General features: G+C 36.6%; 20 protein-coding genes. 1 reads left to right on the top strand and 19 read right to left on the bottom strand.

The window, feature by feature from the left end; translation table 11 throughout:
- Positions 1-132: 132 nt before the first annotated feature.
- The 14 genes from ESV85_RS21705 to ESV85_RS21640 all read right to left on the bottom strand — a co-directional run bounded on the left by ESV85_RS21705 (position 133) and on the right by ESV85_RS21640 (position 14,666).
- Complete coding sequence (locus ESV85_RS21705) at positions 133-1,377, bottom strand: glycosyltransferase family 4 protein (RefSeq protein WP_146921394.1); 1,245 nt, start codon at positions 1,375-1,377, stop codon at positions 133-135.
- Positions 1,374-2,807 (bottom strand): lipopolysaccharide biosynthesis protein, encoded by a 1,434-nt coding sequence (locus ESV85_RS21700; RefSeq protein WP_146921392.1) that lies wholly within the window; start codon positions 2,805-2,807, stop codon positions 1,374-1,376. The genes ESV85_RS21705 and ESV85_RS21700 overlap by 4 nt, the downstream gene beginning before the upstream one ends.
- Complete coding sequence (locus ESV85_RS21695) at positions 2,807-3,745, bottom strand: glycosyltransferase family 2 protein (RefSeq protein ID WP_146921390.1); 939 nt, start codon at positions 3,743-3,745, stop codon at positions 2,807-2,809. The genes ESV85_RS21700 and ESV85_RS21695 overlap by 1 nt, the downstream gene beginning before the upstream one ends.
- Before the next feature lie 13 nt (positions 3,746-3,758).
- Complete coding sequence (locus tag ESV85_RS21690) at positions 3,759-4,322, bottom strand: acyltransferase (protein ID WP_146921388.1); 564 nt, start codon at positions 4,320-4,322, stop codon at positions 3,759-3,761.
- Complete coding sequence (locus ESV85_RS21685; RefSeq protein ID WP_146921386.1) at positions 4,310-5,176, bottom strand: NAD-dependent epimerase/dehydratase family protein; 867 nt, start codon at positions 5,174-5,176, stop codon at positions 4,310-4,312. The genes ESV85_RS21690 and ESV85_RS21685 overlap by 13 nt, the downstream gene beginning before the upstream one ends.
- A 3-nt stretch (positions 5,177-5,179) precedes the next feature.
- Positions 5,180-6,496 carry a lipopolysaccharide biosynthesis protein RfbH gene (gene rfbH, locus ESV85_RS21680; protein WP_146921384.1) on the bottom strand — a complete coding sequence of 439 codons (1,317 nt, stop codon included), beginning with the start codon at positions 6,494-6,496 and terminating at the stop codon, positions 5,180-5,182.
- A 3-nt stretch (positions 6,497-6,499) separates the two neighbouring features.
- On the bottom strand, positions 6,500-7,561 hold the full coding sequence (gene rfbG, locus ESV85_RS21675) for a CDP-glucose 4,6-dehydratase (protein WP_223276082.1): 1,062 nt from the start codon (positions 7,559-7,561) through the stop codon (positions 6,500-6,502).
- Positions 7,558-8,331 (bottom strand): glucose-1-phosphate cytidylyltransferase, encoded by a 774-nt coding sequence (rfbF, locus tag ESV85_RS21670; RefSeq protein WP_146921380.1) that lies wholly within the window; start codon positions 8,329-8,331, stop codon positions 7,558-7,560. Before rfbF ends, rfbG begins: the two co-directional genes overlap by 4 nt.
- An 8-nt stretch (positions 8,332-8,339) precedes the next feature.
- On the bottom strand, positions 8,340-9,323 hold the full coding sequence (locus tag ESV85_RS21665) for an FAD-binding oxidoreductase (RefSeq protein ID WP_146921378.1): 984 nt from the start codon (positions 9,321-9,323) through the stop codon (positions 8,340-8,342).
- 541 nt (positions 9,324-9,864) lie between these two features.
- Positions 9,865-10,077, bottom strand: a complete 213-nt coding sequence (locus ESV85_RS21660) for a DUF6922 domain-containing protein (protein WP_146921376.1) — start codon at positions 10,075-10,077, stop codon at positions 9,865-9,867.
- Positions 10,078-10,130: 53 nt separating this feature from the next.
- Positions 10,131-11,294: a GDP-mannose 4,6-dehydratase gene (gene gmd / locus ESV85_RS21655; RefSeq protein WP_146921374.1), complete on the bottom strand. Its 1,164-nt coding sequence runs from the start codon at positions 11,292-11,294 to the stop codon at positions 10,131-10,133.
- 57 nt (positions 11,295-11,351) lie between these two features.
- A complete protein-coding gene (locus ESV85_RS21650) occupies positions 11,352-12,209 on the bottom strand; it encodes a glycosyltransferase family 2 protein (RefSeq protein ID WP_191322084.1) in 858 nt (285 codons plus the stop codon).
- Positions 12,210-12,559: 350 nt separating this feature from the next.
- Positions 12,560-13,510, bottom strand: coding sequence for a GDP-L-fucose synthase family protein (locus tag ESV85_RS21645; RefSeq protein WP_146921370.1), 951 nt, complete (start codon positions 13,508-13,510; stop codon positions 12,560-12,562).
- A 157-nt stretch (positions 13,511-13,667) separates the two neighbouring features.
- Positions 13,668-14,666 carry a mannose-1-phosphate guanylyltransferase gene (locus tag ESV85_RS21640; protein ID WP_146921368.1) on the bottom strand — a complete coding sequence of 333 codons (999 nt, stop codon included), beginning with the start codon at positions 14,664-14,666 and terminating at the stop codon, positions 13,668-13,670.
- A gap of 804 nt (positions 14,667-15,470) precedes the next feature.
- Between ESV85_RS21640 and ESV85_RS21635 the strand changes: the two genes are divergently transcribed.
- Entirely contained in the window at positions 15,471-15,758 is a 288-nt protein-coding gene (locus tag ESV85_RS21635; RefSeq protein ID WP_146921366.1) for a hypothetical protein, read from the top strand.
- Between the two features lie 235 nt (positions 15,759-15,993).
- Here the strand turns inward: ESV85_RS21635 and ESV85_RS21630 are convergent, their stop codons facing one another.
- The 5 genes from ESV85_RS21630 to ESV85_RS22395 all read right to left on the bottom strand — a co-directional run.
- A complete protein-coding gene (locus tag ESV85_RS21630) occupies positions 15,994-16,236 on the bottom strand; it encodes a hypothetical protein (protein ID WP_146921364.1) in 243 nt (80 codons plus the stop codon).
- Positions 16,237-16,349: 113 nt separating this feature from the next.
- A complete protein-coding gene (locus ESV85_RS21625; protein WP_146921362.1) occupies positions 16,350-16,583 on the bottom strand; it encodes a hypothetical protein in 234 nt (77 codons plus the stop codon).
- Positions 16,559-17,053, bottom strand: coding sequence for a hypothetical protein (locus ESV85_RS21620; RefSeq protein ID WP_146921361.1), 495 nt, complete (start codon positions 17,051-17,053; stop codon positions 16,559-16,561). The genes ESV85_RS21625 and ESV85_RS21620 overlap by 25 nt, the downstream gene beginning before the upstream one ends.
- 1 nt (position 17,054) lies before the next feature.
- Entirely contained in the window at positions 17,055-17,804 is a 750-nt protein-coding gene (locus tag ESV85_RS21615; protein WP_146921359.1) for a hypothetical protein, read from the bottom strand.
- Positions 17,805-17,931: 127 nt separating this feature from the next.
- The coding region (locus ESV85_RS22395; RefSeq protein WP_191322083.1) for a hypothetical protein at positions 17,932-18,125 on the bottom strand (194 nt) is incomplete at its 5' end.

Genomic DNA, 18,125 nt, shown 5'->3' with positions numbered 1-18,125 from the left:
TATATATATATATATATATATATATTGATTTTTGTTAAAATATAAAATCAGATTTATAGTTTATTTCCTGTGCTGTTTTATTATAATATCAATGAATCACTTGTAATAATATAGTCGAGATTCTGCTTCCGTTTAATTAACAATCAAACATTCTTCATAAAGTTTTACATACTGAGAGGCAATCACTTTAAAGTCAAATGTTGATTGTATTTTATTTTTTGCATTTAAACTTAATTGAGAATTATCCTCATTATTTAAAACCCACAATATCCCTTCTTTTAAATCTTCAATTTTATATGGTTTTGCTTTATATCCATTTATTTTATGATCAACAATATCTTTAGGCCCCGTACTATCAAAACACACAACAGGTGTACCACAAGCCATAGACTCTGCGATAGTTTTACCAAATGCATCCATAATACTTGGCGCCACAAAAACATCTGCACTAGAATATAGTAACCTTAATGAAATTAAATCATTTAAGAAACCAAATTTTTTATAATCAAAACCAAAATTTTCAACTAATGAATCATCAAAATCACCAAAAAAAGTCAAAAAATATTTTTCCTTATCCAATAATTTAATAGCTCCTAAATATTTGTCAAAACCTTTATAAAAATCGTTAATATTTTGAGCTCCAATTAGAATTATTTTTTTGTTAATTGGAAGCCCTAAAACCTCTCTTGCAAATTTTTTGTCAATTGGATAAAAATCAGAACACTTTATATTATTAAAGATTGTCCTAATATCAAAATTCTTAAAAACTGAACTTTCTCTAGCTTGTTGACTTATCCAATTACTTATACCTACTAATTTCATCGATTTAGGAAATTTCTTTTGTTTACTTATATTTATCCGATTAGATAAATCATTTCCTTTTTCACTGCCCAACTGTATACAAGAACCACATCCTGTTTTATAATTTTCACAACCAAGACTATAATGACAGCCTCCTGTAAAAGGCCACATATCTCTTATTGTCCAAACAATTGGCTTATTTATTTTGGCGATTCCTTTAATGCTAATAAATCCTCCATTAATCCAATGCAAATTAATTACATCAGCCCATTTATACCATTCATGTGTTGTAATATCATGACCAATAATTCCAACACTAAAGTTCCCCCCTTGATAATTTGGATATAATTTAAGAGGTAACAAATCTAATTGAGTATTTATAACTTGTTTTACTAATGCCTTTTTACCCGTAATAATTGACAATACACTCTCATCTTTTAAAGCATCCCTTGAATTTATTAAAATTCTTGAATTTACCCCAATTTCTAAAAGCCCTTGATGCTGCCAATATGCTCCTTTAGCCGCTCCTCCATTTAAATTACCAGCAACAATATGTAGTATCTTTAATTCTTTCATTTCCCCAAACCTTTTAATAAAATCTTGCGATTATTCACATTGCTAAAGTTAAAAAGTAAAAATATAATGGCGGTTATTGCAATTTTAGCTAATAACAATAAATAATAATTTTCAAAATTAAAATTTGATAATAACCATAATCCAACCCCAACACCAGCACTAATAACTAAAGGAAAACCAAAAATTTTTAAAAACTTCAAAAAGGAAGAATCCAGCGCTATCCTTATTAACATATAAAAAGCTTGAAAAAAATTAATTACAAATGCCCCTATTAAACCGTATCCTACAGCCTCTAAATTTTTCCCAACAAAAATACCATAACAAATACCGCTTACCATAAAAATGGCACCTAATGAACCTGAATAAAACATCAAATCGGTACGATTAACTGCCTGAAAAATAGATCCTGAACTTGAAAGCACCATTTGTATACCTACGGTTAATGCCAATATTTTAAAAACAGGTACACTTTGCACCCACTGGGAGCCATATAAAACAAAAATAATTTCATGTGCTGAAAAATATAAAAATACAGATAAAGGAAAACCGATAGTGGCTAATAATTTAACCACTTTTAGATAAGCATTATAAATTTTATTTTTATCACTTTGAAAAGCAGAAAGAACTGGATGCAATACAGGTGTTATTACATGGGTTAGGTTTTGAACTGGCATCATCATTAATTGGTAGGATTTATCATAATAGCCCAAAGCTGTTGGACTAATAAACTTACCTATTAATAAATTGTCTGTATTCCTGGAAAAATAATTGATAAAGTTGAAAAAAAACTGAAAAGTTGAAAAACGCATTATTTTTTTAATAGCACTTTTTTGCAAATTAAATTTAAGTCTTATTGGTGACAACCAATAAAAAAGTAAAAAAGTAAAAAACCCATCAAAGATACTTTTATACACTAAGGCATAATAACTAAAACCTTTATAGGCAAAAAATACAGCAAAAACACCACTAAACAATTGTACAATTATGGTTGCCACCCCCACTTGTTTAAATTTTAATTTTTTTAACAATAACGCATTAGGCACAATCCCAAAAGCAGTAAATAATACGGTTAATGAAAGCAGCCGTGTTAAAGGAATTAACTCCTCATTATTATAAAAAGAAGCTAATACCGTTGACGAGAAAAAAAAAACAAAAGCCAAAACAAACCCAAGAAGTATAGAAAATAAAAATATTGACTGCACATCTTTTTCAGTCAATTCTTTGTTCTGAATAACAGCGGGGCCTATACCAACATTACTTAGTATGTTAAAAAAAGAAATAAAAACAGTAACCAAAGCTACCACACCAAACTCAGCAGGAGATAACAATCGTGCCAATATGGCTCCTATGATAATAGATATTACAATTCCTGAATAACGGGTAATGCCTGTATACAGAACACCGGATAAAATATTTTTACGAATAGTCATTAGATGTTCTTTATTTCTCTCTTCATATACTGCAAAAATACTATTATTGGGAATAATATTTTAAACAAAAAAGTTGAATTGGACGTGCGCAAAATATTTAAGAATGCCTCAAACAAAGATTTAAAGCCTTCTTTTTCATAAATAAAAAGTCTCCAAGATTGTTTTCTATAAAAATATAATTGCATTAAAGTTTTTTGAAAATAATTAACAGGTAATTTTTTATAATTATCAAAAACTTCATTCAACAATCCATCTTTCCCATACCCCCAATCTTTATTAGCTTGACCTGGCTGGGTAACTTTTACCGGAAACGTAGTAAAATGATATGTATCACCATATAAACAACAATAGCTTATTAGAAAAATAAACAAGTAAATATTACTGATTTTTAAATCATTATATGCATCATACAATCCTTCTCTTTTTAAAACTAACCCACTTAATTGGTGACCTCGCCAAGAATTAATTAGACAGTTTTTAAATCCTGCCTCGTAAACTCGATTTGAAAATGCATCATCTCTTCCTTTACCTAGTTGTTTGCCAGAGATGTCTATAGGTATAAAATTAGGGATTATGGAATGGGTGTTTTTATTAATTTTAAGATGGTTAATCACTCCCTTTAAATAATCATTATCTAAATAATCATCATCTCCTAGATACATCACAAATTCTCCCGTTGCTTCTTTTAAAACAAATAAGGCATTTTTTTCGAGACCGATATTTTCTCTTTGAAAATGATAATATAATTGTAACTTGGGGTGGTTCTTTTTAAATTCTAAAATCATTTCTTCAGTATTGTCTGAAGAATTGTTATTTGAAACTACAATCTCAATCTGATTCGAAAAATTCTCTTGATGTATATAATGATTTAATAATTCTAAATTTTTTTTAAGATATTCACTTCTATTGTATGTAGGTATTAAGATTGATAAAGGCATCTTTAAAATCAAGTTAAATTATATTTGATTGGTTTTGTTTATTAATTAAGAGTGTGTTTTCAGGAACATTTTCAAAAACAACAACACCAGTTCCTATAACCGAATTGGAGCCTATTGAAACACCTTTTAAAATTGTAACATTAGTTCCAATCCAACAATTCTCACCAATAAATACCGGTGAATAATTATATCCTTGATTCTTTATTAAAATATTTGAATTTCTAAATTCATGATTATGATCATAAATATTTACATTGCTTCCAAAAATAGTATTGTTACCGATAGTAATTTGTTTAAGACAACTTATTGTACAATAAGAATTAAAAGTAACTCCACTTCCAATTATTAGCTTTCCATTTTCTCTTATATTAATAGCCCCATAATTCTTAAACATTGAATCTCCAATTATTAATAGAAAATTCTCTGCTTTAATATCTAAACTAAAATTATTTCCAAATGAAGAATTTTCTAATTGAATTTTATCTTTATACTTCAATCTCAAGTAATATTTAAAAAAATATCTTTTAACAGTAACCAAACTATAACTAAATTTATCTAACATTTTTATAATAAACATAAAATCCCAGAATTTAAATTTGTTTTTGGAACCCAACCTAATTGCAAAAGTTCTTTATTGTTTGCTTTAGCATCCATTATCTCATTTTCTCTATAGGGTAATGCTCCAAATTCAAGATTTGTGGTACTTCTAGAAAGTTCCTTTGCTTTTTGTACAAAATCAGAAATAGAGATAGAATTACCTGTACCCACCTCATATTCAATAAAATTAAAATCTTCACTAAAATTTAATAAACTTTCCAAAACTACTTTATATGCCTCACAAACATCTGAAATAAAAATAAAATCCCTCTTTTGTTGCCCAGGTGTTAAAGCAATTTTATTTTGGTTTCCTTTTAATTTATTAATTATATCCGTTACAAATTTATTTTCTGCATCATTAGGACCGTACATATGATGTAGTTTCATGTTAATTAATTTGCAATTACCTCTAATAGATTTCAACCACGATAAACAATTTTGTTTAGACAAAGTATAACTGTTTAAATAATCATATTTAGAATTTTCGATGTTAAAAAAAGTATCTGTATTAATGAATGCTTTTACATTATATTGATTTGCTTTTTCATAAAGCAATGTAGGTAGTAGTATATTTGTTTGTAATAATTCTTCAATAGAAACTTTAGGTTTATAAACAGTAGCTGTATGGATTACTGCATAAATTTCAAACCTATTAAATAAGTTAGTAATACTTTTCGAATCTGATGTAAATAAGGGATAATTACAATCAACAATTCTAAAATTATTAAGTATATCACGAACTAAACCAATAACTTGATAATCCTGATTTAAAAAAGAAGCTAAATGACTCCCTAAGAAACCATTTATACCGGTTATCACAATCGTTTTTTTCATTACCTAGAAATTCAATCCAAAAAATTCTTCCATTTTCTCAGCGACAAATGCAAAATGTTCTTCGCCCAATCCTGGATAGAGCCCTATCCAAAATGTATTGTTCATGGTGATATCCGTGTTGGTCAGTTCTCCCACAACCCTATATTCAACTCCCTTGAAATAAGGTTGTTTTGTCAGATTGCCTGCAAACAACAATCTTGAACCAATCTTGTTTTGATCTAGGAATTTGATGAGGTCCACCCTCTTCACGCCACTTTCGGGCTTTAAGGTGATCGGAAAACCAAACCACGAGGGATTGCTATTAGGTGTCGGAATGGTTAATTCTACAAAATCCGTCAAAGATTGAAGCCTTGCAAACAGGTAATCGAAATTTTCTCTTCTTTTTTGAATGAATCCATTCGCCTTATCCAATTGGGCCAAACCACAAGCAGCTTGCATATCCGTGATTTTAAGGTTGTAACCTAAGTGGGAATACACATATTTATGGTCATAGCCATAAGGAAGATCGCCATGCTGCTGCTCAAACCTGCAGCCACAGGTATTGTCACAACCTGGAGCACAATAACAATCCCTTCCCCAATCCCTGAATGACTCTGCGATCAGTTTCAGTTCTGCATTGTTGGTAAAAACCGCACCGCCTTCACCCATAGTGATATGATGAGCAGGATAAAAACTCAAGGTAGCGATATCACCAAAAGTACCGACCAATTGTCCATTGTAAGTTGCCCCTAAAGCATCGCAAGTATCCTCGATCAGCCACAAGTTATATTTTTCGCAAAGCTCCATTACCTTGTCCAGATTGAATGGATTACCCAAAGTATGCGCAAGCATTATCGCTTTGGTCTTCGGTGTAATGGCTGCTTCTATTAAATCCGCATTGATATTGTGTGTGGCCAAATCCACATCCACAAAAACCGGAACGGCGCCAAATTGGATAATTGGATTTACCGTGGTGGGGAATCCAGCTGCCACTCCGATAACCTCATCCCCTTTTTTGATGGCTCTTTCCCCTAAACGAGGAGAGGTCAAGGTGCTAAAGGCAACAAGATTGGCCGATGAACCTGAGTTGACCGAAAGGCAATGCTTTACTCCTAAAAATTCAGCTAATTTTTTCTCAAACTTGTCATTGAACCTCCCTGTGGTCAACCAACCATCTAAGGAAGCTTCAACCATATTGACGAGTTCTTCTTTTCCGAGTACCTTCCCTGATGGCGGGATTACAGATTCACCTGGAATAAAATCTTTCGATGCATATTTTTCAGCTGCAAATTTTTCTACCAATTCAACAATTTGACTTCTAATATCTTTTTCAACTTCCATCTCTCAGAGTTTGTAATTTTCGATTTCATTAAGGCAGTATTCCTGCATATTCCCATCGGATTGGAAATGTTCATTCCAATCATTGATTCTTTTTAACACTTCGGAAATGCCCCACTTGGGTTCCCATTTTAACAATGATTTGGCTTTTGAGCAATCCAACTTCAGGAACTTGGCCTCATGGGGCTGTGGATCCTGATCCAATTCCCAAGAAGCCGTACCTCCCCAAATACTTACCATTTCATCCAATATCCATTCCACACTCTTGCAATCCTGGTCTTTGGGACCAAAATTCCAAGCTTCGGCAAACATCTTTCCTTCTTTGTATAAACTTTCGGCCAACATGAGATAACCGCTCAAAGGCTCCAAAACATGCTGCCAAGGTCGGGTAGCCAAGGGATTTCTGATCACTACGGGTTCTCCTTTCGAAAACGCACACAGAGCATCAGGAATCAGCCTGTCCATTGCCCAATCCCCTCCTCCAATCACATTTCCAGCCCTTGCTGATGCAATGGCCGGAGCATTTGATCCTGAAAAAAAGGATTTTCTATAGGCTGCTGTGACCAATTCGGCACAACCTTTACTGCTGCTGTAAGGATCATATCCTCCCATCGCCTCGTCTTCCCTGTAACCCCAAACCCATTCTTTGTTGTCATAACATTTATCCGTGGTGACAGAGACTATCGCCTTTAAGTTGCTGCAAGACCTTGCCGCCTCAAGTACGTTCACAGTTCCCATCACATTGGTCATGTAAGTATCCACAGGTTCCAAATAGGATAATCGCACCAAAGGCTGGGCAGCCATGTGGATCAATATATCGGGATTGAAATCTTTCATGCTTTTAGAAAGTACATCCAGGTTTCTGATATCCCCTATTTCATTTTCCAATAGCGCATTAACATTGGCAACCTCAAAGAGGGAGGGATTTGTATTTGGGGCTAAGGCATAACCTTTCACTATAGCACCCATGGAATGCAACCAAATGCTTAACCAACTTCCTTTAAATCCGGTATGCCCGGTAAGGAATACCCTTTTACCTTTCCAAAAATCCTGTTTTACTTTTCTCATTTCCAGTTTTTCCATGGTGCCTCGTTCGCATCCCATAATTCCTGTAATTTGACTTTGTCCCTGAGAGTATCCATTGGCTGCCAGAATCCTTCATGTCTAAATGCCATCAATTGTCTGTCTGCTGCCAATGACATAAGCGGTTCTTGCTCCCACAAAGTAGCACTGCCCTTGATTCTTGCCACTACTTTTGGTGATAAAACAAAGAAACCACCATTGATCATTGCCCCATCGCCCTTTGGTTTTTCCTTAAAACTTTTGATTTGGTTTCCCTCAATATCTATGGCACCAAACCTACCAGGCGGATAAGTTGAGGTCATGGTAGCGTCTTTGCCATGGTTTAGATGAAATGCAATGGATTTGGAAATATCGATATCTCCAACCCCATCCCCATAGGTGAAACAAAAGGCTTCTTCATCTTTGATATAATCATAGACCTTTTTCAATCTACCGCCTGTCATCGTCTCGTTTCCTGTATCCACCAAGGTAACTCTCCAAGGTTCCACCCTTTTGTGGTGAACTTCCATGGTATTGTTGCCCATATCAAAGGTCACATCTGATTGATGTAGAAAGTAATTGGCAAAATATTCTTTGATGACATATCCTTTGTATCCGCAACAAATGATGAAATCATTGATGCCATGGGAAGAATAAATTTTCATAATATGCCATAAAATGGGCATCCCGCCTATCTCCACCATTGGTTTTGGTTTCAATGACGTTTCTTCACTGAGGCGAGTTCCCAACCCGCCTGCTAAAATTACTGCTTTCATAAATTAAATTAGTTTGAACTCACAAATGCATCTGAATAAAAATCAGACTCAGAAAGACCTACAGCCATTAATTTTTTTTTGGCTTCTAAAATCATTTCGTTGGCACCACAGGCATAGATGATGCTTGTGGAAAAATCAATATTTTGATCGAGCACAGTGTGCTGCACATACTTTTTTGGGGATCCCAAATTATTTTCTCTGGAAAGGACAGGGATGAAATTTATTTTTAAGTTTTCTATTTGAGGTTGCCAAAAAACTTCATTTTGATGCTTCATTCCCCAAAAAATGAATATTTCCTTGTACTTGTTCAGCTCTTCCAAGTTATTTTTATCCTCACAAATTGACTTTATTGGGGCTATTCCCGTACCGGTTGCCAGAAAGACCAAAATATCCTTTTCAGCTTTCTTCCTTAAAAAGAAAGTGCCTTTTGGGCCTTCCAATCTAAGCAAGTCATTGGTTTTTACGTGATTAAACCAATAATCGCTCATTACCCCTCCTTCGTATTTTTTAATAATCAGGTCTATAAATCCTTGATCAGATGCGTTAGCTATAGAATAACTTCGTGTCGTGTATCCTTTGATGATATCGACGTACTGTCCTGGCAGAAAGGATAAGGACTGATTGGGGGGGAATCTCAAGCTTACTTTTATGATATCCTCATTCAGTTGCTGAATGGAATTGACCTTTATTGGAATTGTTTTGGGTTTTTGAAAGCCATATTCCCCCAAGTCCTCAGTGGCTAATTTTAAATCCGATAAAGGTTTCCGTATACATGCAAGGATGTAACCCTCACGCTTTTCACTTTTAGTTAAGGTCAGTTCATCATGCAATGCAATCGATTCTCCACTTTCTACCAATACTTTACAGGAGGAGCATCTTCCAGATAAACAACTGTGTTCTACAAAAACCCCACCCTTTAATGCGGCATGGACAATGGTGTCATTGGGGTCGCATTGGAAAGATTTATTGTTTAGGAGTTGAATTTGAAACATGCTAGGACAAGTAATAATAATGAGTACCGGATATCTGCTCGATGTATAGAAAACTATTAATTTCTAATATTGGGAAATATTAATTTACCTCGAGGTATTTCTTATGGAATGATCCTTCATGCAAAATTGTGAGTAGTAAAATTCTCTTAAACTCCTTAATATTTTATCAGGATTATTTCTCCCTTTTCATGATCTAATTCACTCACTGCCAACTGCATTATTTCAGAATTGTAGTTTGCTATCTGATGCCATTATATCCTAGACAAGGAAAGATGATGTTATTCAAGTTTCCAGCCAAGTAACTGATTTTTGCAGATTCACTGATATTAGATTTATTTCCCTGAGAAGAAATACTGGGGATCGCAGCTAACTAGCTTCTAGTTTAATAGATGTAGTGAATGATCGTAAGTTTACGCAAGCTTAACTTTATACTTCTAAAATGTCACCTCTAGCACTATTAAATCTGTAAACTCTTTTTCTTAATAAGGGGAAAATCTTTGTTTTCCAAATCAAACAGCAAGCATAAAAATGAAAGAGTTACTTAATCTAAAGACCTGCTCGTCCTTGCTACACTCATTATTTCTTCCAGATTGTAGACTTTTTGAAGTTTTTTCCAATCCTCCATTTGACCATACTCCAAGACTCTTTCAACAATTAATTTTTTTGATCTTTTGAATTCAAGATCCCGTACATCTACATCCCAAAACAAGTGAGGAGAAAAGTCTGATGCCGTTATCGTCGAATTGAGATTCATACTGTTTGTTGAAGTTAGTAAAGCTAGAGTTCGTTTACAAGATTGGACTGGGATTACTCTACCTGTCTAAAAACCTCATGACCACCTTGTACTAAATGCAAATCCTTTTGCATCAATTTGATATCGGAAATCATCATATCCTCAACTAATCCTGCCAAGTCATATTCTGGTTCCCAGCCTAATTGAGTTTTGGATTTAGTAGGATCACCAAGGAGAAGATCTACTTCAGTTGGGCGGAAGTAGGTGGGATCGACTTTTACTATTGCTGTATTTAGGAGATTTGAGATTGGAAGATTGAGAGATTGACCAGTATATTCAAGGTACTTTTTCTCATCTACTGAATCTAGGATACCCACCTCATTCACACCTTCACCCTCCCATCGGATCTTGAAACCTACATGTTCAAAAGACATTTCTACAAAATCACGAACCTTAGTTGTCACACCAGTAGCTATTACAAAATCCTCAGGTTTATCCTGTTGCAAAATCAACCACATAGCCTTTACATAATCCTTAGCATGACCCCAATCTCGCAAGGCTTCCATATTTCCTAGATACAAACAGTCCTGCATACCCATGGCAATTGCAGCTGTGGCCATAGTGATCTTTCTAGTCACAAATGTTTCTCCTCTTCTCGGGGACTCATGGTTGAAAAGTATTCCATTACAAGCAAACATCCCGTAAGCTTCACGGTAATTTTTTGTTATCCAAAATCCGTAGATCTTTGCTGCTCCATAAGGAGAGCGAGGATAAAAAGGAGAGTTTTCATCATAAAATCCCTTCTCGTTTTTATTTTCTGGCATTCCTCCATATAACTCCGAAGTTGAGGCTTGATATATCCTAGTTTTCTTCTCCAATCCCAAGATCCGCACTGCCTCAAGAATTCTCAAAGTCCCTAATCCATCAACATTTGCTACATACTCCGGGGAATCAAAAGAAACCTTTACATGAGACATAGCACCCAAATTGTAAATCTCATCTGGTTGAACTTCCTGTATGATTCGGATGATATTCATTGAATCTGTCAAGTCACCGTAATGCAATTTGAAATTCACAGAATTCTCGTGCTGATCCTGATAAAGATGATCGATTCTTTGGGTATTAAAAGAAGAAGCTCTACGCTTAATGCCGTGAACCATATATCCTTGCTCTAATAAAAGTTCGGCCAAGTATGAGCCATCTTGTCCGGTGACACCGGTGATTAATGCGGTTTTCATAGTGTGGTTTTATTCATGAGGAGAATATGCAGTGGAGAAAATTGCTCAAGGTTTATACTAATCAGCTCTTTTAAGAACTTTCTTTCTAACCATATTTCTAAAGCTAGTATAAGCATTTGGACTCAATACTTTTGAATACGTATCCACCATAGTTTTAATACCTATCAAAACTCCATAATGCCTGAATTTGAAATGTATATATTCATAAAATGCCTGCCCTTTTACATCGTGAAGCATTTTCCATCTTTTCCTCAGAGGGTAGGTTGGGTTTCCCCAATAAGGCAGAATATTAGTACTACATTCCGCTAGATAATCTGAGCTAGTATAGCAGATAAATCCAGCCTCTATTGCTCTAAGTCCATAATCGTAGTCCCCTAAGTAATGCGTATAGGATGAAGATAGTCTTCCTATTTTTTTTACAATTTCTTTAGGGATTATCACAAAATTACCTGAAATCAAGGTTACTCGTTGGAGTTCCCTTTTAGGTTTAATTGGTCCAAAGCCATCCCAGCCACCATAAGAAAATTCTTCTGTATTAGGGGTTTTACAGGCTGCTGTAATAATGTTCGGCTTGCCTACTTTGATGTAATCAGCATAGATGTTTTTTATGGCATTTGGCAAAAGGAACGTATCGTCATTAAGCCAGAAATAAAAATCAAAATCATCAAATTCAATAGCATTTTTCCATGCCAAATCCATACCTCCATTCCAGAAAAGATTTCCATCTCCGAAAACCAAATGAACTTGAGGAAATTCCGATCTAATCATTTCAGAAGTGCTATCTGTACTTCCATCATCACAAAGAAATACATCTAAAGTACTTCCTTTCGGCAAATCTTGTTCAAATAGATTTTGAAGGCAATTTCTTGTTTTTTCTTTTCTGTTATGACAGGCTATGAGAACTGCGGCTTTCAATTTATAAAGGGGAATAGTTATGATTAAAAAGAGTAATGTTTGGTGTTTTTGACTTAAGCCTAAAATTTAGAGCTAATTGCATAAACATGGAAGATGAATCAATAAAAATTTATGTGTATCTGCATCAATGCACGTACCAAAATAATATTTTGAATACCTTTCCCTTCGACTGCGCTCAGGGACCGAATTTAAGTTTAAAGCCTAGGGAGAGGGAGGGAATGCGGCACCGCCGCATTCCCTCCCTCTCCCTTTAAGCCAAAATTGACCGGAGGCTGAGCACCGGTTGGTGAGCTCGTCGAACCAAGTCGAAGCCTGATTGAACATACGTGCATGTATCCGAATACACATATTCAAATTCTCACTTCCTTAAAACTTTCTAGATTCTCCAAAAACCATTCATAGGTTCTTTGGATTCCAACTTCGAGTTCAACTTTCGCTTTCCAACCGGCTTGCTCCATTTTAGATACATCCATTAATTTTCTTGGTGTTCCATCTGGCTTACTTGAATCCCACTTAATTTCACCAGTATGTCCTACTGTCTTTTGGATTAACATAGCTAACTCTTTAATAGTAAGATCGGTGCCCGTTCCAACATTATATAAGTTATCCTCAAACTTGTTTTCTAAAGCAAATACCACTGCATCAGCTAAGTCTTCTACAAATAAAAACTCTCGCATAGGACTGCCTGAACCCCATAGTTCGACAGGTTCATTTCCAATTTCCTTTGCAACATGGAACTTCCTCATCATGGCAGGAAGTACATGGGAAGTATTCAAATCAAAATTATCATTAGGCCCATATAAATTGGTAGGCATTAAAGAGATGTAATCCTTTCCAAATTGTTTCCTAATGGCTTCGCAGGCTTTCACACCTGTGATTTTTGCTACTGCATACCATTCATTCGTGGGCTCCAAAGGTCCTGTTAAAAGATACTCCTCCTTTAATGGCTGGGGAGCTAACTTAGGATAAATGCAGGAGGAGCCTAAAAAAATAAACTTTTGCACATCTGCATTCAGAGATGAGTCTATGAGATTATTCTGAATCTGCATATTCTCCATCAAAAACTGAAATGGGTAATTACTATTTGCCAGAATCCCTCCTACTCTTGCTGCTGCATCAATTACTACAGCTGGCTTTTCTTGAGAAAAAAAATCAGAAACAGAAAGCTGATTTCTGAGATCCAGTTCTTTTGAATTTCTTCCAATAAGATTCGTATATCCTTTAGCTTCCAGGGCGCTCCAGATAGCAGAACCTACCATGCCGTGATGACCTGCGACGTATATTTTAGCGTTACTATTCACTCTAATGCAATTTTGAAAATTCCTAATTCCTAATTTTAAACAAAATCCGTTTTTCCCTTCTTCAGTCTCACAAAAACCTTTGTCACATCTTGTGCCTTCTTGTTTACTGTTATTCTACTAATTTCGAATTGCTTTAATTCTACCAATTCTAAATTATTCAAACTAATTCCGGCTTTTCTCTCTCAAGCCTCTCGAAAACTTTCTTCACATCCTGGGCTTTCTCTTTCTTCAGAACTAATATAGCATCTGGCGTATGGATCAGAAGTGTATTTTTCATCCCTAAAAACTCTGAGTGAAGGCTTGTTCCTATCACCATATTACCTTTGGAGTCAACAGCATGGCCTTTCTTTCTGAAATAATAATAGATAGACTCAAATGAGCCCATATCTGACCAGGAGAATTTGGACTGCACTACTTTAATCTTTTTGGTCTTTTCCATTACTGCATAATCCACTGAAATAGCTGGGATTTTCATAGAAAGTTCAGCGTCAAGCTTACTATCCTTAGCTAAATCAAATGCAGTTTTGGAAGCAATATAAACGGCAGATTCAAAGGTTTTTAGCTCTTCCAGATAAACTCCAGCACGAAAGCAGAACATCCCTGAATTCCAAAAGAAATTACCACTTTTAATAAATCCTTCTGCTGTCTCTAAATTCGGCTTTTCCCTAAACCCTTTCACCTCTTCTCCAGCTGCCTCTATATAACCAAAACCCGTTTCAGGTTTTGTTGGTTTTAATCCAAATGTGACAATATGACCATCAACTGCTAGTTGAATAGCTCTATCAACTGAATCTTGATAATTCTGTCCAGATTCAATCAAATGATCTGATGGAGTCACGAATAGTATATCATCCGGTTGAGAAGCAAAGGCTGCAAAGGCAATAGCTGCCGCAGTATTTCTTGGGCATGCCTCTATAATTTCTATGTAATCTTTCTTACCTGCTGATTCAAGATCTTTTCTAGAAAGCTCATAATTATCGCAGTTGCCGACTACCATTACCTTATCACAAAACCCTTCATTTCTCTTAAATGTTTTTTGGAATAGGGTCTCCCCATCAAAAATCGGCAAATATTGCTTAGGTCGGGATTTGCGTGAAAGTGGCCAAAGTCTGGAGCCTACCCCACCAGAAAGAATTACGTTTATTACAGAAGACAATTAATTATAGTTGATTATTTGTGAGTAGTAAAATTCTATTGATTGCTGTAATTATCAAATTTCAAATTCTTCAATTTTAAATTCATACACAGCTTCGCCCTTTCAGTCCCATATTTGATCAGTAATTCGGAGCTACATTAACTCCAAATCCCCAATCTTTTAGGATCTTAGCTTTCACTTTTTTCTGATTATGCTAGTGACAGCTTAAAAGCAGAATTTAAAATAAAAGCGCTCATAAAAGCAGTCAATTTTTAAATTTTGACTGCTTTTATGAGCATTTCAGATAACAAATATACGGATGTGAGTAGTTTTCGTGCTCATTTTTTATCCTATTTTTACCCGGTATTTTCATATACTTAAAATTGCATTTGGGGTAATCTCAAATGATTCAAGCTAAGTCATTTTATCAAATATGTGACCAAAACATAAAGCTTTGGTTTACAATGTCATCAATATAACCTATTGTAGAGACTCACCTCAATCTGTAGAATTTAGGTGCTGAATTGATGCGGCGTTGATACAGCTTTCATATTATTCATGGTAAAAAATTAAAAATAAAGGAATTTAAAATTGATTATGATTGGCGAATCTGATTACCTGCGATGCCTTTTGGGAAGTTATAGCTGAGGGGAGATAAAAGATTCGGGGTTTCGTAGAATGGAAAATTTATCATTGGTGAATAATGATTAATACAAATAAGGAATAATGAAGTTAGAAGAGAAGTTATGACACAGAAATAGTACCGATCGAAGGCATTCTATGTCAAATGATCATTCACCCCAACATGGAATTCCATAATAATATATGATTATCCGCATCCGATATTCTTACCGGGAGATTATTCGCCCCTACATGGACACGGTAATATCATTGGCCTGTGGCCTGAAAGCCCAAAATAACCTAGCGATGGATGTCCACGATAGCAATCGGGACCCATCGCTAAATAGAGCGATAATATTTCTAGCCCTGAAATGCCTGTCCGATGTGAAGGAGGTGGAATACCAAGTGATCAGGTCTACCGTGCGTGGAGACAGAAAAGACAGTGGGAATGAAAAAGTCACACAGGGACGACCTATGGGATTAAGGATATAATTGTTCTATAGCGCTAGCCCAAGGTCATCATTCGGAGACGAAGGCCAGATGCCCGCCACGGCACAGGCAAAAGATGGAAACGAAATTTTGTTTGTTGGAAGGCAGTCAGGAGACTGCACTATCAAAAGCACAAGCCTGCCTCAGGCAGGTCGGAAGACTTGCGCTAGATGATTGTAATTGGTATGGTAAGGGCGAATGATTATTCGCCCCTACATGGATTACAAATTGATTCTAGTTAATTCATCAACAGCTTCTCAAAAGCTCCGTCATCGACGGTTAATTGAGAGATCGTCACCAAGACAGTTCCGGCTGTCACGGCATATCCAGCGTAGGCTAGCAATACGGCAGGTTCTAATCCCGGTGCTGTCAGTACTGCGGTACCAATAGCTGCGATGATCAATCCTGCCTTTTTCACTTTCTGGAAAAACGGCGGTGTAGGGGCTAATGCCCGGTCTTTTATTTCTGTTAGTATGTTCATTTTAGTTGTTTGTTCCGCCACGGCGGACAGGTGTTGGATGTCAGTTGTTGGTTCCGCCACGGCAGCAGGCAAAAGTGTGTCTGGTGTGCGGTGTCGGGTTCAACAAACTGATTTCAATCCCATTTGAGAGGTCGGTTGCGGGAAGTAGACTTGGTGTTCCTTTGAAGGATAGCCTTCATCAGTATTTGTTCTGCTTCCAGGCGGATAAACGATTCTTTCATTCGGGATAGCTCGGTATTCATCTGCCTGGAATCCTGAATCAGGAGTTTCAGAAAATAGGCGATGACAGAAAGGAGGAGTACAATTGTTCCTCCCGCCAAACTCAGCAATAGCTCCGCTGCAGACATGATTCCAGGAGATAAGGAATTCGCTCTGATACTATCTGCAACTCAACTATTTCTCCCCGCTCCCATTCCTGCTCCAGCCTTTCCATCAGCTTGAGAAATGCGAGTTTGGTAAACATAGGAGTACCATCAGCGCGGTAGCTGGTTACAGGATAGATCGTGTTAGACTCCAGAGGCTGATCCCAAGGATAGGAAGCAAACTTCCCTATGTCCGTAATCCCAATTTCCCAGCCCCTCTCTTCGGAATGAACAGGTTCCAGCTTATACACTCCTTCCTTAATCCAACTTTTCGGTCTGTGGGGACACAGACCGAGGCTGTGTTCCAACTCATAGACACCTTCATCCAGACATGCTATATCTTTTCCAAAGCAAGCCTTGGGAGGCTCCCGGGTAAAGCAAAGCTGCTTTTGACCGAGAAGTAATCTCCCAAGGGTAAGAGTTGCTTTGTACTTGCGGTGAAGTACCAGTCTCATCTTAGACTTGCTCTACTCCAGTGATCTTGGCAGCATTGTAAGCACCATTGTTGATGGAGTACTCGCTGCCATTTAACATCTTCTGTACAAATTCCACACTTAGCACAAAGGCTCGGTGTGTACCTGGCAATAATGTCTTATCCACTGAAAGACTAATTGCCAGAGCCGGATCTATCACCGGTAATAAATCCGATACACTGGTCTGCACTGCTCTTACACCGGTAGTGAAATCAAGCCCCACTCCTGTAGCTGTAATCCTCAGATGGGTAGCTCCTTTGGGTAAGGCCACAAAGTCAGTGGGAACAAATGCCGGGATGCTTACACCCCATGCCGAAGGTGAATCTGCGTAGGTAATCTCCAAAAAGAGCGTACTCCCCAGAGAACTTGCAGCATTTAATTCCATATCCTTCAGCAGAGTCCAGTCACCTGCTCTCACCATGCGCTCGCCTCGGTTATTGACCAGATCTGACTGAAGAACTTTCATCATCACCTGGGTAATTCTCAGGTTCAGTCTGCTATCTCCGATCTTGGCGATCACTGGACGAAGGGCATCCCGGAAGAGTTTGGCCGAGGAAGCATTATCGGCAAACTCCTTGAGGTTCTCCCGGGTACGTGCAAAGCGTGCATCGTTCATGATGCGGCTCTTACTCACGCCTCCTTTTTCACGGGCCAGATACCCGTCCTTGGTCTTGTAGAAAGACAGTCTTCCTACCTTACCATTCAGTGTAATTACTCCTGCTTGTTTTGCCATATGTATATGGGTTTTAGGTTAAACATGCAGGAAAATTCAATCTTATCACACTGATTATCAATAGAATGTGCGGTCTGTTCGCAAGCTTCGCAAAAAAGAGGGTTTTGATTTATTTAACGCTACCTTCTCATATCTTGCCAAGACAAATAGAATCTGAAAACTCACGAACACAGCCATCCTGGGCATAAAAGGCTGCGTAAACAAACACCTGTCCAAGTTCAGGTTCACTCCATGGTAGGTCCAACACCTGAACACCTGCTTTTCTATAATTTCCTTTATATAGCGTATACACTCGCTTTGATCCAGGTGCGTAAGCAATAA

The organism is Algoriphagus aquimarinus, from assembly GCF_007997215.1.
In the GTDB taxonomy this organism is placed as follows: domain Bacteria; phylum Bacteroidota; class Bacteroidia; order Cytophagales; family Cyclobacteriaceae; genus Algoriphagus; species Algoriphagus aquimarinus_A.
This window is presented reverse-complemented; position numbering and strand designations above follow the sequence as displayed.